This window comes from Streptacidiphilus sp. MAP5-3, assembly GCF_041262505.1.
Classification (GTDB): Bacteria; Actinomycetota; Actinomycetes; order Streptomycetales; family Streptomycetaceae; genus Streptacidiphilus.
On record NZ_JBGCCL010000042.1, the window covers coordinates 19745 to 34155 of the forward strand.

General features: G+C 71.1%; 14 protein-coding genes. All 14 read left to right on the forward strand.

Annotated elements, in window-relative coordinates; all coding sequences use genetic code 11:
* The 14 genes from ABH928_RS34265 to ABH928_RS34330 all read left to right on the forward strand — a co-directional run bounded on the left by ABH928_RS34265 (position 1) and on the right by ABH928_RS34330 (position 14331).
* On the forward strand, positions 1 to 420 hold the full coding sequence (locus tag ABH928_RS34265; protein ID WP_370072631.1) for a DUF6167 family protein: 420 nt from the start codon (positions 1 to 3) through the stop codon (positions 418 to 420).
* Positions 420 to 3092 carry an alanine--tRNA ligase gene (gene alaS / locus ABH928_RS34270; protein WP_370072632.1) on the forward strand — a complete coding sequence of 891 codons (2673 nt, stop codon included), beginning with the start codon at positions 420 to 422 and terminating at the stop codon, positions 3090 to 3092. Before ABH928_RS34265 ends, alaS begins: the two co-directional genes overlap by 1 nt.
* A gap of 29 nt (positions 3093 to 3121) precedes the next feature.
* Positions 3122 to 3577 carry a Holliday junction resolvase RuvX gene (gene ruvX / locus ABH928_RS34275; RefSeq protein ID WP_370072656.1) on the forward strand — a complete coding sequence of 152 codons (456 nt, stop codon included), beginning with the start codon at positions 3122 to 3124 and terminating at the stop codon, positions 3575 to 3577.
* A 215-nt stretch (positions 3578 to 3792) separates the two neighbouring features.
* On the forward strand, positions 3793 to 5676 hold the full coding sequence (gene mltG / locus ABH928_RS34280) for an endolytic transglycosylase MltG (RefSeq protein WP_370072633.1): 1884 nt from the start codon (positions 3793 to 3795) through the stop codon (positions 5674 to 5676).
* Positions 5667 to 6548, forward strand: a complete 882-nt coding sequence (locus tag ABH928_RS34285; RefSeq protein ID WP_370072634.1) for a shikimate dehydrogenase — start codon at positions 5667 to 5669, stop codon at positions 6546 to 6548. The genes mltG and ABH928_RS34285 overlap by 10 nt, the downstream gene beginning before the upstream one ends.
* 156 nt (positions 6549 to 6704) lie before the next feature.
* Entirely contained in the window at positions 6705 to 7889 is a 1185-nt protein-coding gene (gene aroC / locus ABH928_RS34290) for a chorismate synthase (RefSeq protein WP_370072635.1), read from the forward strand.
* Entirely contained in the window at positions 7886 to 8416 is a 531-nt protein-coding gene (locus ABH928_RS34295; protein ID WP_370072636.1) for a shikimate kinase, read from the forward strand. Before aroC ends, ABH928_RS34295 begins: the two co-directional genes overlap by 4 nt.
* Positions 8413 to 9510, forward strand: a complete 1098-nt coding sequence (gene aroB, locus ABH928_RS34300; RefSeq protein WP_370072637.1) for a 3-dehydroquinate synthase — start codon at positions 8413 to 8415, stop codon at positions 9508 to 9510. Before ABH928_RS34295 ends, aroB begins: the two co-directional genes overlap by 4 nt.
* Before the next feature lie 29 nt (positions 9511 to 9539).
* On the forward strand, positions 9540 to 9971 hold the full coding sequence (aroQ, locus tag ABH928_RS34305; RefSeq protein WP_370072638.1) for a type II 3-dehydroquinate dehydratase: 432 nt from the start codon (positions 9540 to 9542) through the stop codon (positions 9969 to 9971).
* A gap of 110 nt (positions 9972 to 10081) precedes the next feature.
* Positions 10082 to 10801 carry an AAA family ATPase gene (locus tag ABH928_RS34310; RefSeq protein WP_370072639.1) on the forward strand — a complete coding sequence of 240 codons (720 nt, stop codon included), beginning with the start codon at positions 10082 to 10084 and terminating at the stop codon, positions 10799 to 10801.
* A 248-nt stretch (positions 10802 to 11049) separates the two neighbouring features.
* Positions 11050 to 12144, forward strand: coding sequence for a M24 family metallopeptidase (locus ABH928_RS34315; protein WP_370072640.1), 1095 nt, complete (start codon positions 11050 to 11052; stop codon positions 12142 to 12144).
* A 78-nt stretch (positions 12145 to 12222) separates the two neighbouring features.
* Positions 12223 to 12789 carry an elongation factor P gene (efp, locus tag ABH928_RS34320; protein ID WP_370072641.1) on the forward strand — a complete coding sequence of 189 codons (567 nt, stop codon included), beginning with the start codon at positions 12223 to 12225 and terminating at the stop codon, positions 12787 to 12789.
* Between the two features lie 2 nt (positions 12790 to 12791).
* Entirely contained in the window at positions 12792 to 13235 is a 444-nt protein-coding gene (gene nusB / locus ABH928_RS34325) for a transcription antitermination factor NusB (RefSeq protein WP_370072642.1), read from the forward strand.
* A 307-nt stretch (positions 13236 to 13542) separates the two neighbouring features.
* Positions 13543 to 14331 (forward strand): hypothetical protein, encoded by a 789-nt coding sequence (locus ABH928_RS34330; protein WP_370072643.1) that lies wholly within the window; start codon positions 13543 to 13545, stop codon positions 14329 to 14331.
* Positions 14332 to 14411: the final 80 nt, after the last annotated feature.

Sequence of the window (14411 nt, forward strand, 5' to 3'; positions counted from 1 at the left end):
ATGCGCCGGATCTTCTGGATGGCGGTGGGCGCAGGCGCCACCGTCTGGACCCTCAACAAGGCGAACCGGGTGGCCCGTTCGCTCACCCCCGGCAGCCTGGCCGAGGGCGCGGCCGTCGGCTCGCTCGAAGTCGGCCGCGCCGTCCGCAACTTCAGGGACGAGGTGCGCGCCGGCATGCTCCAGCGCGAGCTCCAGCTCAACCGCGAGCTCGGCCTGGACGGCAGCGTGCTCGCCGCGCCCGGCCCGTCCGACGCGCCGGTGCTGCGTGCAGCGCCGCAGCGCTCCGCACTTCCCCGCGGCCGTGACGCGGCGGAGCCGCCCGCGCGGCAGGCATTGGCAGCACGGAATCCGCAGAACCTCCAGCACCAGCACCAGCCCAGCATCACCACCAGCAAGCTCGACCGGAATGAGGACCTGTAATGGAGTCGGCTGAGATCCGCCGCCGCTGGCTGCGCTTCTTCGAGGAGCGCGGCCACACCGTCGTCCCCTCGGCGTCGCTGATCGCGGACGACCCCACCCTGCTGCTGGTCAACGCAGGCATGGTGCCCTTCAAGCCCTACTTCCTGGGCGAGACCAAGCCGGACTTCTCCCGGGCGACCAGCGTGCAGAAGTGCGTCCGCACCCCGGACATCGAGGAGGTCGGCAAGACCACCCGCCACGGCACGTTCTTCCAGATGTGCGGCAACTTCTCCTTCGGCGACTACTTCAAGGAAGGGGCGATCACGTACGCCTGGGAGCTGCTCACCAGCTCCGTCGCCGACGGCGGCTACGGCCTCGACCCGGAGAAGCTCTGGATCACCGTCTACCTGGACGACGACGAGGCCGAGCAGATCTGGCGCGACGTCGTCGGCGTTCCCGCCGAGCGGATCCAGCGTCTGGGCAAGTCGGAGAACTTCTGGTCCATGGGCGTCCCCGGGCCCTGCGGCCCGTGCTCGGAGATCAACTACGACCGCGGCCCGGAGTTCGGCGTCGAGGGCGGCCCGGCCGTCAACGACGAGCGCTACGTGGAGATCTGGAACCTGGTCTTCATGCAGTACGAGCGCGGTGCGGGCACCGGCAAGGAGGACTTCCCGATCCTGGGCGACCTCCCGGCCAAGAACATCGACACCGGGCTCGGCCTGGAGCGCCTGGCGATGATCCTCCAGGGCGTCCAGAACATGTACGAGACGGACACGCTGCGCGTCGTCATCGACAAGGCCACCGAGCTGACCGGCGTCCGCTACGGCGCCGACCACGCCTCGGACGTGTCGCTGCGCGTGGTGGCCGACCACATGCGCACCTCCGCCATGCTGATCGGCGACGGCGTCACCCCCGGCAACGAGGGCCGCGGCTACGTGCTGCGCCGCATCATGCGCCGCGCCATCCGCAACATGCGCCTGCTGGGCGCCCAGGGCGAGGTCGTCGAGCAGCTGCTCGACGTCGTGCTCGACACGATGGGCCGGCAGTACCCCGAGTTGCTGACGGACCGTAAGCGCATCGAGACGGTCGCGCTGGCCGAGGAGACCCGCTTCCTCAAGACGCTCAAGGCCGGCACCAACATCCTTGACAGCGCCATCACCGAGACCCGCACCGCGGGCGGTGCGGTGCTCTCCGGTGACAACGCCTTCCAGCTCCACGACACCTACGGCTTCCCGATCGACCTCACCCTGGAGATCGCCGCCGAGCAGGGCCTCTCCGTGGACGAGGACGGCTTCCGCCGTCTGATGAAGGAGCAGAAGGACAAGGCCAAGGCCGACGCGCGCGCCAAGAAGACCGGCCACGCCGACGTCCAGGCCTACCGCTCCATCGCGGACGCGTCCGGCGAGAACCAGTTCACCGGCTACGCCCACAACGAGTCCGAGGCCACCGTCGTCGGCCTGCTGGTGGACGGCGTCTCCGCGCCGGCCGCCTCCGAGGGCGACGACGTGGAGGTCGTGCTCGACCGCACCCCGTTCTACGCCGAGGGCGGCGGCCAGCTGGCCGACCACGGCCGGATCCGCACCGAGTCGGGTGCCGTCATCGACATCCACGACGTGCAGAAGCCGGTCCCCGGCGTGATCGTGCACAAGGGCGTCGTGCAGGTCGGCGAGATCACCGTCGGCTCCGCCGTGCAGGCGACCATCGACGTGCGCCGCCGCCGGGCCATCGCCCGCGCCCACAGTGCCACCCACCTGACCCACCAGGCGCTGCGCGACGCGCTCGGCCCGACGGCCGCCCAGGCCGGTTCGGAGAACTCCCCGGGGCGCTTCCGCTTCGACTTCGGCTCGCCGACCGCCGTCCCCGGCACGGTGCTGACGGACGTCGAGCAGAAGATCAACGAGGTGCTCTCCCGCGAACTCGACGTCACCGCCGAGATCATGGGCATCGACGAGGCCAAGAAGCAGGGCGCCATCGCCGAGTTCGGCGAGAAGTACGGTGAGAAGGTCCGCGTCGTCACCATCGGCGACTTCTCCAAGGAGCTGTGCGGCGGCACGCACGTGCAGAACACCGCCCAGCTGGGTCTGGTGAAGCTGCTCGGCGAGTCATCCATCGGCTCCGGCGTGCGCCGCGTCGAGGCGCTGGTCGGCGTGGACGCGTACAACTTCCTGGCCCGCGAGCACACCGTAGTGGCCCAGCTGACCGAGCTGGTCAAGGGCCGTCCGGAGGAGCTGCCGGAGAAGATCTCCGGCATGCTCGCCAAGCTCAAGGACGCCGAGAAGGAGATCGAGAAGTTCCGCGCCGAGAAGGTGCTCCAGGCCGCCGCCGGGCTGGCCGAGGGCGCCGAGGACGTGCGCGGCACGGCCCTGGTCACCGGCCGGGTCCCGGACGGCACCGGCGCCGACGACCTGCGCAAGCTGGTTCTGGACGTCCGCGCCCGGGTCGGCCAGGGCGGCCGGGCCGCCGTCGTCGCGCTGTTCACCGTGGCCAACGGCCGTCCGCTGACCGTGATCGCCACCAACGAGGCCGCCCGCGAGCGCGGCGTCAAGGCCGGCGAGCTGGTCCGCGCCGCGGCCAAGACCCTCGGTGGCGGCGGTGGCGGCAAGGACGACGTCGCCCAGGGCGGCGGCCAGGACGCGTCCGCGGTCGGCCAGGCCGTCGAGGCGGTGCGCACCCTCGTCGCCGAGAAGGCCTGAGGCGCGTGGACGCTGTGGACGCGCCGTCCATGCGCCGAGGCCGCCGGATCGCCGTGGACGTCGGCGACGCCCGGATCGGGGTCGCGAGCTGTGACCCCGACGGGCTGCTGGCCACTCCGGTGGAGACGGTCCCGGCAGGTAAGAAGTCACTCGGAAGACTGACGGCCATCGTCGAGGAGTACGCGGCGATCGAGGTCGTCGTGGGGCTCCCGCGCTCGCTCAGCGGGCGCGAGGGACCGGCGGCGGCCAAGGTCCGTGAGTACGCAGGCCAGTTGGCCACCCGGGTGTACCCGGTGCCGGTGCGGCTGGTCGACGAGCGGATGACCACCGTCAGCGCGGCGGCAGGCATGCGCGCCGCAGGAGTGAAGTCGAAGCAGGGGCGCTCGCGGATCGACCAGGCAGCAGCCGTGGTCATCCTGCAGAGCGCGCTGGAGACCGAGAAATCCAGCGGAAGACCGCCCGGCGAGACGGTCCAGCCGTTGTAGAGTGACGCCCGGCTGAATGGGGGTCCGCTTTCTGGCGGGCCCCTTTCGTCACACTGAGCGACGGGCGGCGCGGCTCAGCGTGGCGTGGACGTGGCCAAACCGAGTTGTCGGACTCGGTCGGGTAACGTTCCGTCCACGGCGCCGCCGATGGGCACGCTGGTTCGATTCGCCGCTGACGCCTTCTGGACCGGGCGTCGCTGAATCCGAGGGGATGCATGACCGACCAGGGCCGGGGCTACGGCTCCGAACCGTGGGGCCAGGGTGGCCCCTACGGGGACCAGGGCGGCTATCCGCCGCAGTCGCCGTATCCGTACGGGCAGCAGACCGGGCAGCCACAGCACCCCCAGCAGCCGCAGCCGCCGTACCCCTACGGTCAACAGCACGGCCAACAGCACGGTCAACAGCCGTACCCGCAGCACCCGCAGGCGCCACAGCCGCCGCAGGCGCAGCACCCGCAGCAGCCGCAGCAGGGCTGGCCGCAGGATCCTTACGGCACCGGCCAGCAGCCGGTGTACACCCCGCCGCAGCAGCCGCAGCAGTACCCGTACGGCCAGCAGCAGTCCGGCCACCAGATCGGTCAGCCCCAACAGCAGCCGTACCCGCAGCAGCCGCCGCAGCCGGGTCCGGGGCAGCCGCAGTACCGGCCGCGTCCGCAGTCGCAGCCGATGCCGGGCGCGCCGCAGGGACCGCAGAACCCGCAGGCGACGCACCCTCAGCCGCAGCAGCAGCCGTCGGGTCCCGGCCCGGACGGGATCGACTGGGTGGCCGAGGCCGCCCGGCTCGAGGCGGAGGCGCGGGGCGAGACGTTCCCCGGCGAGTCCGACGAGGATCTCGACCCCTACGGCGACGGCCACGATGGCTATGGGGACGGCCACACCGCTGGTCGCGGTCGCAGGCGCAGCGACGAGGACGTCTTCGTCGAGGAGTCCGAGGACGGCGAGGAGGCGTACGTTCCCTTCCTCTCCGAGTCCGACGACAGCCGCAGCGGTCGCCGCAAGGACGCGGAGCGTGGCCGCAGCGAGCGCAAGCGCAGCGGCATGACCTGCCTGGGCCTGTCCCTCGTGCTGGTCGCCTGCCTCGGCGCCGGTGGCTACTTCGGCTACCAGTACTACGAGTCGCACTTCGGCCCGCCGCCGGACTACGCCGGCAACGGCACCAGCACCCAGGTCCAGGTGCAGATCCCGGACGGCGCCACCGGTGACGTCATGGCGCAGGTCCTGGTCCAGGCCGGCGTGGTGGAGAGCAGCAAGGCGTTCACCAACGCGTACAACGCCAACAACAAGTCGGTCTCTATCCAGCCCGGGTACTACGAGCTGAACTCGCACATGTCCGGCGCCGCGGCCGTGCAGCTGCTGATCGACCAGGCGGGCGGCAACTCGCTGGTGATCCCCGAGGGCAAGACCTCCAAGTACATCTACGGCAGGATCGACCAGGCCCTCAAGCTCACGCCCGGGACCACGGCGGGTGTCGCCAAGGCGGACGCGAGCCAGCTCGGCCTGCCGCCCGAGGCGCACAACAACCCCGAGGGCTTCCTCTGGCCGACGCGCTACTCGATCGCCACCGGCATGAAGCCGCTCGACCTGCTCAAGCAGATGGTGGCCAACACCAACAACGAGATCCAGAAGCTCTCGCTCGCCACGGCGGGCAAGTCGCAGAACCTGGGCGACGCCTACGCGGTGCTGACCGAGGCCAGCATCCTGCAGGCCGAGGGCAACAACGTCGGGGACTTCGGCAAGATCGCCCGGGTGCTCTACAACCGCCTGAACACCAACGCGACCAACGGCTACCTGGAGCTCGACACCCCGCTGCAGTACTTCCTGGGCAGCACCACCTTCACCAACGCCCAGAAGGACGGCATCACCAACGGCTACAACACCTACAAGTCCAAGGGCCTGCCGCCCACGCCGATCAGCAACCCGGGCGAGGCGGCGATCCAGTCGGTGCTGAACCCGACGCCGGGCCAGTGGGTGTACTTCGTCGCCGTCGACTCGACCGACACCAAGTTCGCGGTCACCTGGAGCGACTTCCTGAACGACGTCCAGCTCTACTGCGCCAACCACGGGCAGAACGTCAACCGCTCGACGGGACAGTGCCAGTGACGGACCGTCAGGATCAGCTGCGGGTACGGCGGGCTGCCGTGCTCGGCAGCCCGATCGCGCACTCGCTCTCGCCGGTGCTGCACCGTGCCGGGTACGAGGCGCTGGGGCGGGCGCCGCAGTGGCAGTACGACCGTTTCGAGGTCGACGAGGTGGGTCTGCCCGACTTCCTCGGCAAGCTCGACGTGGCGGGCGAGGGCTGGGCCGGGCTCTCGCTGACCATGCCGCTCAAGCGCGTGGTGATCCGCCTGCTCGACGAGGTGAGCGCGGGCGCGCTGGCGGTCGACGCGGTCAACACGGTCGTCTTCCACCCGGACGGCCGCCGCACCGGCGACAACACGGACGTCCCCGGGCTGGTCGCCGCGCTCTGCGAGCGCGGCGTCACCCGGGTCCGCAGCGCGGCGGTGCTCGGCGCCGGGGCGACGGCGTCCTCGGCGCTGGCCGCGCTGGCGCAGCTCTGCGACGGTCCGGTGCTCGCCTTCGTGCGCGGCCCCGAGCGGGCGGCGCAGATGCGGGCGCTCGGCGAGCGGCTCGGCGTCGACGTGGTCCCGCAGGAGTGGGACCGGGCAGCCGAGGCCTTCGATGCGGAGCTCGTCGTCTCCACGACGCCGGTCGGCGCGACCGACTTCCTGGCCGATGCGCTGTCGGCCGCGCCCAGGGAGGGTCTCGGCGCGTTGTTCGACGTGCTCTACCACCCGTGGCCGACGTCGTTGGCCGCCGCCTGGCAGCAGCAGGGCGGCGTGGTGCTCGGCGGGCTCGACCTGCTGGTGCACCAGGCCGTGCTCCAGTTCCGGATGTTCACCGGCCTCGCGGACGCCGACGTGGTCGGTGCCATGCGCACCGCCGGGGAGGCCGCACTGGCCGCCGCGCACTGACGGCCTGGTGCACGTTCCGCTTCGCGGAACCGCGTCCCCGCGCGCCCCACGAACCGTCCCACGGACTGATCAGTTCGTGGGACGGATTCTGCTCCTGCGTGTCCGACATGGGAGGATCGCGACAGAGGCAGTTTCGGGAGCTGAAGGAGCACACCCTTGGGAACGCTGCGCTGGCTGACGGCCGGGGAGTCGCACGGCCCCGCACTTGTCGCGACGCTGGAGGGTCTGCCCGCCGGAGTCCCCGTCACCACCGAGATCGTCGCCGACGCCCTCGCGCGTCGTCGGCTCGGTTACGGCCGTGGTGCGCGGATGAAGTTCGAGCAGGACGTGGTGACCTTTCTCGGCGGCGTCCGCCACGGTCTGACCATGGGCTCGCCGGTCGCGATCATGGTCGGCAACACCGAGTGGCCGAAGTGGGAGCAGGTCATGTCGGCCGACCCGGTCGACGCGGAGATCCTGGCCGGTCTGGCCCGCAACGAGCCGCTCACCCGCCCGCGTCCGGGCCACGCCGACCTGGCGGGCATGCAGAAGTACTCGCTGGACGAGGCCCGTCCGATCCTGGAGCGCGCCAGCGCCCGTGAGACCGCGGCCCGGGTCGCGCTCGGCGCGGTCGCCCGCTCGTACCTCAAGGAGACCTGCGGGATCGAGCTCGTCTCGCACGTCGTCGAGCTGGGCGCGGCCAAGGCCCCGGCCGGGGTGGTCCCGGTCCCCGTCGACGAGGCGCGGCTGGACGAGGACCCGGTGCGCTGCCTGGACGCCGACGCGTCGAAGCGGATGGTCGCGGAGATCGACCAGGCCCACAAGGACGGCGACACCCTCGGCGGTGTGGTCGAGGTGCTGGCCTACGGCGTCCCGGTCGGTCTGGGTTCGCACGTGCATTGGGACCGTCGCCTCGACGCGCGGCTGGCCGCCGCGCTGATGGGCATTCAGGCGATCAAGGGCGTCGAGGTCGGCGACGGCTTCGAGCTGGCCCGGATCCCCGGATCGCAGGCCCACGACGAGATCCTGCCGACCCCCGAGGGCGTGCGCCGCGCGTCGGGCCGCTCCGGCGGCACCGAGGGCGGCCTCAGCACCGGCGAGCTGCTGCGGGTCCGCGCCGCGATGAAGCCGATCGCCACCGTGCCGCGCGCGCTGGCGACCATCGACACCCGCACCGGCGAGGCGGCCAAGGCGCACCACCAGCGTTCCGACGTCTGCGCCGTCCCGGCGGCGGGCATCGTCGCCGAGGCGATGGTCGCGCTGGTCCTGGCGGACGCGGTCAACGAGAAGTTCGGCGGCGACAACGTCAGCGAGACCCGTCGCAATGTCCAGGGCTACCTCGACCACCTGGTGGTGAAGTGACGCGCAGTGAGTTGACGCAGCCCGTCGTCGTCCTGGTCGGCCCGCCCGGCGCCGGGAAGTCCTCGGTCGGCGAGCTGCTGGCCGCGCGGCTCGGCGTCGGCTTCCGGGACACGGACGCCGACGTCGTCGCGATGGCGGGCAAGCCGATCGCGGACGTCTTCGTCGAGGACGGCGAGCCGCACTTCCGCGCGCTGGAGGCGGAGGCGGTCCGTACCGCCGTCGCCGACCACGCGGGCGTGCTGGCCCTCGGCGGCGGCGCGGTGATGCGCGCGGAGACCGAGGAGCTGTTGCACGGTCTGCCGGTGGTCTTCCTCGACGTGGCGCTGACGGACGCCGTCAAGCGGGTCGGCCTCGACGCGCCGCGTCCGCTGCTGGTCGGCAGTCCGCGTGCGCGTTGGCGTGAACTGATGGAGCAGCGCCGCCCCGTGTACACGCGCGTGGCCCAGGTCGTGGTCGACACGGCCGGGTTGACGCCGGATCAGGTCGCGGACGCGGTCATGGACGCACTGGAGTTGAAAAAGGCATGAGTGGGCGTCAGGACATTACGAGGATTCGTGTCGGCGCGAGCGGCGGCAGCGAGGCCTACGACGTACTGATCGGCCGTCAGTTGCTGGGCGAGCTGCCCGGGTTGATCGGCACCGCCGCGCAGCGCGTCGCGGTGGTCCACCCCGAGGCGCTGGCCGCGACCGGCGAGGCCATCCGCGACGACCTGGCCGAGCAGGGCTACGAGGCCATCGCGCTCCAGATCCCGAACGCGGAGGAGGCCAAGTCGGCCGAGGTCGCCGCGTACTGCTGGTCCGTGCTCGCGCAGACCGGCTTCACTCGGACCGACGTCGTCGTCGGCATCGGCGGCGGCGCGACCACCGACCTGGCCGGTTTCGTGGCCGCGACCTGGCTGCGCGGCGTGCGCTGGGTCGCCATGCCGACCACGCTGCTGGGCATGGTCGACGCCGCGGTCGGCGGCAAGACCGGCATCAACATCGCTGAGGGCAAGAACCTCGTCGGCTCCTTCCACCCGCCGGTGGGTGTGCTGGCGGACCTGGACACGCTGGAGAGCCTGCCCAAGCACGACTACGTCAGCGGGCTGGCCGAGGTCATCAAGACCGGCTTCATCGCCGACCCGGTCATCCTCGACCTGATCGAGGCCGACCCGGAGGGCGCCAAGACCCCCGCCGGGCCGCACACGGCCGAGCTGATCGAGCGGTCCATCAAGGTCAAGGCCGAGGTCGTCTCGGGCGACCTGCGCGAGTCCGGGCTGCGGGAGATCCTCAACTACGGCCACACGCTGGGTCATGCGATCGAGCGCAACGAGCGCTACAAGTGGCGTCACGGCGCCGCGGTCAGCGTCGGCATGGTCTTCGCCGCCGAGTTGGGCCGCCTGGCCGGCCGGCTCGACGACGCCACCGCCGACCGCCACAGGGCGGTGCTGGCCTCCGTCGGCCTGCCGCTGACCTACCGGGCGGACGCCTGGCCCAAGTTGCTCGACGCGATGAAGGTGGACAAGAAGTCGCGCGCCGACCGGCTGCGGTTCATCGTGCTCGACGGTCTGGGCAAGCCGACCGTGCTGGAGGCTCCGGACCCGACGCTGCTGGTCGCCGCGTACGCGGAGGTCGGCGTCTGATGCAGGGAGGTCCGACGCAGGGAGGTCCGATGCAGCGGGTCCTGGTGCTGAACGGCCCGAACCTGGGCCGGTTGGGCTCACGCGAGCCGGACGTCTACGGGTCCACCTCGTACAAGGGCCTGGTCGAGCGCTGCACGAAGCTCGGCGCGGAGCTCGGCTTCGACGTCGACGTGCGGGAGACCAACGACGAGGGCGAGATGATCCGCTGGCTGCACGAGGCGGCCGACGGTCAACTGCCCGTCGTCATCAACCCCGGTGCGTTCACGCACTATTCGTACGGCATGCGGGACGCGGCGGCCCAGCGCACCGCGCCGCTGATCGAGGTCCACATCTCCAACCCGCATGCGCGGGAGGAGTTCCGGCACACCTCGGTGATCTCCGCGGTCGCCAGCGGGACCATCGCCGGCTTCGGCATCGGCTCGTACGAACTGGCGTTGCGGGCGCTTGCCGCAGATCGTTGAGCAGACCGCTGAGCGGGCCGCCGAGCAACCCTGTGATCAGGCCAATCAGCTGGTGAGGCACTGTACCGGGGGTCGGCGCGTTGTATCGTCGTCCCCCGGGAGGTGACCGGATGTCAGAGAGCCACGGGTACTACCCGGGCAGCCTGCCGCCGTCCTCGAACTCCGGCCCGCCCCGGGCCACGCTGCAGTTGCGCGCGCTGCCGGAGTCCGCGGCGATCGGGCAGACCGGGCAGTTCGTGCTGCCCACGCCACCGCCACCACCGGTGGCGGCGTCGGCGGGAGGGCCGCTCTCCCTGCTGCTGATCGGCCCGGCAGGCGCGGGCAAGACCTCCGTCGCCCGCTACTGGGCGGAACGGCGACCCACCCCCACCGCGCACGTCAGCCTCGACGACGTCCGGGAGTGGGTCCGCTCGGGCTTCGCCAGCCCGACCGCGGGCTGGAACGACCAGGCCGAGGCGCAGTACCGCCTGGCCCGCCGCACCTGCGGCTTCGCCGCGCGGAACTATCTCGCCAACGGCTTCTCCGTCGTCATCGACGACGCGGTCTTCCCGGACCAACCCGCCGTCGGCCTCGGCGGCTGGCGCCGCCACGTCGGCCCCCAGCTGATCGCCGTGGTCCTCCTTCCCGGCCTGGACGTCGTCCTCGCCCGCAACGCGCAGCGCAGCGGGCACCGACGGCTGCCCGACGAGCAGGTGGCCATGATCCACGGCCGCATGTCCGGGTGGTACGGGAGCGGCCTGCCGATCATCGACAACTCCCGCATGGACATCGCGCAGACGGCGGCAGCGCTGGACCACGCGGTGCAGCAGGCTCTTCACAGCGGGCGGTAAGTCCTTCGGGAGTACGGGGTCGCAGTTTTCAGGTGTGGGGAAGTTGCACCTCTAGGGGCGCGGGGCTCTGCGCGACAAGCCACCCACGCAGGTAGGCACCGAACGTTCAGGGCCGTCCGCACAGGGTGGTTGCTCGCGCAGAGCCCCGCGCCCCTGGAGGTAAGTGCAACTTCCCCACCGCTCGGAAATTGCTGCTCACGGAGGGCTTCCAACGAGCGGGGCGCCGTCGGCGAACATAGCCTCGGAGCATGGCTGACGTGTACGGAGAGCGACGGGAGCGCCTGCGGGCGCGCTGCAGCGCCGCTGGTGTGGACGCCGCGTTGGTGACCGCGCCGTCGAACGTCCGGTGGCTGACGGGGGTGCCCTCGGCGGAGGCCCTGCTGTTGACGCGCGACCACGCGCTCCTCGCGGTGGCGCATCCGCTCCGGGACCGGGACGACGCGCTGGACGAGCTGCTCGTGCCGCCCGGACAGGACCCCGCCGCCGTCCTCGCCTCCACCGCGCAGGTGGAGGTGCTGGGCGTGGAGGAGCACGACCTCACCGTCGCCCGTCATCGCGCCGTCGCCGTCGCCGTGGCAGCGGCCCGCGCCGAACTGCGCGACCTGCACCACGGCGTGGAGCAACTGCGGGTGGTCAAGGACGAGCAGGAGCTGAACTGCCTACGGGTCGCGGGCGAGATCGCCGACCAGGCACTCGGCGAGCTGCTGGAGTCGATCCTGGTCGGCCGCAGCGAGCGCCATCTGGCGATGGAGCTGGAGCGGCGGATGGTCGACCACGGCGCGGACGGACCGGCCTTCCCGGTCCGGGTCGGGACCGGCGACCACGCCGGGCGGTTGCGGCATCTGCCGGGGGACCGGCGGGTGGAGGAGGGCGACTTCATCACCGTCTCGCTCGGCGCCTGCTACCGGGGCTACCGCGCGTCCGCCGCACGGACGTTCGTGGTCGGGCTGGCCCCGCAGGAGTGGCAGATAGAGCTGCACGCCCTGGTCTTCGCGGCCCAACGCGCCGCGCGCGAGGGGCTGGTGCTGGGGGGCTCGTTGGACGACTGCGCGCAGGCCGCGCGCCGCGTGCTGGAGGCGTCCGGGCACCCGGACGTGCAGGCCGAGGGAGTCGGTCACGGAGTGGGTCTGGATGTCGAGGAGGAGCCACGCCTGGGGTCATTGGATCTGTGGCCTGGCGAGTTCGGTAAACTTGAGAACCGTGTGCCGGTCACGGTCGGACTGGGGGTGACACTCCCGGGTCGCGGCGGTGTCCGGATCGAGGACACGCTCGTCGTCCGTCCTTCCGAGGACGGGGGCGCCGAGCTGCTCACCATCACGACCAAGGAGCTCCTCGCCCTGTGATCCCGCTTCGGGGTCCCCGGACACGTGACTTGGTTCCTTGACAACGCTGACAAGCGAAATCCAGAAGTTAGGGCGACTGTGGCTTCCACCAACGACCTCAAGAACGGCATGGTGCTCAAGCTCGACAACGACCAGCTGTGGTCCGTCGTCGAGTTCCAGCACGTCAAGCCCGGCAAGGGCCCGGCCTTCGTGCGCACCAAGCTCAAGCACGTGCTGTCCGGCAAGGTCGTCGACAAGACCTTCAACGCCGGCGTGAAGGTCGAGACGGCCAACGTCGACAAGCGCACGATGCAGTTCTCCTACAAGGACGGCGAGCAGTTCGTGTTCATGGACATGGACACCTACGAGCAGACCCACGTCGAGCCCAAGGTCGTCGGCGACGCCTCCAAGTTCCTGCTGGAGGGCTTCGACGCGGTCGTCGCGATCCACGACGGCGCCCCGCTGTACATCGAGCTCCCGGCCGCCGTCGAGCTGGTCGTCACCTTCACCGAGCCGGGCCTCCAGGGCGACCGCTCCACCGGTGGCACCAAGCCCGCGACGCTGGAGACGGGCGCCGAGGTCGGCGTCCCGCTCTTCATCAACCAGGGCGAGAAGATCAAGGTCGACACCCGCACCGGCGACTACCTCGGCCGGGTGAATTCCTAACCGTGGCCACCGCGCGTAACAAGGCCCGGACCAAGGCCTTCCAGATCATCTTCGAGGCTGACCACCGGGGCGTCAGGCCCACGCTGGTCCTCGCCGAGTGGGTGGCGCGCGCCCGCACGGGGGAGGAGGGCGTGCCGCAGGTTCCGGAGTACACCCGGGACCTCGTCGAGGGTTACGGCCGCCATGCGGCCCGGATCGACGACCTGCTCTCCACCTACGCGGTGGGCTGGACGCTCGACCGGATGCCGATCGTGGACCGCAACGTGCTCCGCCTCGGTGCGTACGAGCTGATCTGGGAGGACTCGGTCCCGGACCCGGTGGTCCTGGACGAGTTCGTCGAGATCGCCAAGGACTTCTCCACGGATGAGTCCCCCTCCTTCGTCAACGGGCTGCTGGCCCGGCTGATGGAGCTGAAGCCCTCGCTCCGCGCCCAGCAGCGCGACTGAGCGCACTGAGCGCACGAGCCAGGCGGCTTCGCGAAGACGTCGGCGCCCTGCCACCCCGGAGTCGGGGAGTGGCGGGGCGCTTTCGTCTGTCCTGTGGCTTTTTGTTGGTGCCTGTCGTAGCCCTGCGTCACCAGCAGTGACAGTTCTGTTACAGAGGGTGTGCATAGGAAGATCGCCGGAGGGGAGGACGAGGAGCAGTACGACCCCTCGTTCAGCTTCGGAGGCTCCCATGGCCAGGCACGCTCGTCCCGTCCGGCAGGCTCGTCCCAATGGCCCCCGACCTGCGCAGTGCCCGCCCGTCCGGGTCGTGACCCCGCGCGACCACCGCCGCTGCGGCTCGCCCGCGGACTCGGCGCGGCCGACGCCGGCGGTCCGGCCGACCATGCTCGGTCTGGTTACCAACCGGGGCGACTTCGAGGAGCTGCGCTCCGAGGGGTGCACGAGCTACGAGAGCTTCGGCGACTACCTGCGCGATATCGAGGCGCTGCTGGCCGACCTCCAGCGCGACTGCGTCGAGATGCACGCGCGGGCCTTCTCGCCGGAGGACTTCGAGGCCTACTGCGCACGTGAGAGCCTGCCGCTCACGGACGGCGACAGTCACCTGGCCTACCTCGCCGACCCGGCGGGCGAGGAGGAGTGGGTCCCCTGGCACGGTGAACCGCTCGCGGAGTTCCTGCTGCGCGTCGAGCGTGCCCACGAGCGCGGTCAGGTCCGGGGGATGCTGGCACGCATGCTCGGCGAGACCGCGGAGGCTGCGTTGTCCGGCGTCTTTCCCGAGCAGTTGCTGCGCATCGCCTACGCCCACGGCGCGGAGGCCCTGCGCGGATTCCTTCTCGGTGCGGGGGTGGGGGCGTTCACGGTGGTCTGCGGCCTCTTCGCCCAGGACGAGCCGGTGACCGCGTGGGCCGATCTGCGGATGGAGCCGGGTGGCGTGCTGCGGATCGAGGACGAGGACCTGGACCTGCTCTGCGAGGTCCTCTGTGTCGGCCACGCGCTGAACCTGCCCGGCGTGGTCACCCTTTCCGGGGTCTGCGAGCAGCGGGGCGAGGTCGGCTGGGAGTGGACGTTCGACGGACAGGCGTACTGCCGGACGTGACCGGGTGTGCGGGGTCGTGCGCGACCGTGCATGGCCGCGCGTGGACCATTGTCGGCCGGGATGCTGTGTGACATATTACT

Excerpts from the sequence above, each read along its gene's own strand:
- ABH928_RS34265 (WP_370072631.1), top strand. The coding sequence starts at position 1 with ATGCGCCGGATCTTCTGGATGGCGGTGGGCGCAGGCGCCACCGTCTGG.
- alaS (WP_370072632.1), top strand. The coding sequence starts at position 420 with ATGGAGTCGGCTGAGATCCGCCGCCGCTGGCTGCGCTTCTTCGAGGAG.
- ruvX (WP_370072656.1), top strand. The coding sequence starts at position 3,122 with ATGCGCCGAGGCCGCCGGATCGCCGTGGACGTCGGCGACGCCCGGATC.
- mltG (WP_370072633.1), top strand. The coding sequence starts at position 3,793 with ATGACCGACCAGGGCCGGGGCTACGGCTCCGAACCGTGGGGCCAGGGT.
- aroB (WP_370072637.1), top strand. The coding sequence starts at position 8,413 with ATGAGTGGGCGTCAGGACATTACGAGGATTCGTGTCGGCGCGAGCGGC.
- aroQ (WP_370072638.1), top strand. The coding sequence starts at position 9,540 with ATGCAGCGGGTCCTGGTGCTGAACGGCCCGAACCTGGGCCGGTTGGGC.
- ABH928_RS34310 (WP_370072639.1), top strand. The coding sequence starts at position 10,082 with ATGTCAGAGAGCCACGGGTACTACCCGGGCAGCCTGCCGCCGTCCTCG.
- ABH928_RS34315 (WP_370072640.1), top strand. The coding sequence starts at position 11,050 with ATGGCTGACGTGTACGGAGAGCGACGGGAGCGCCTGCGGGCGCGCTGC.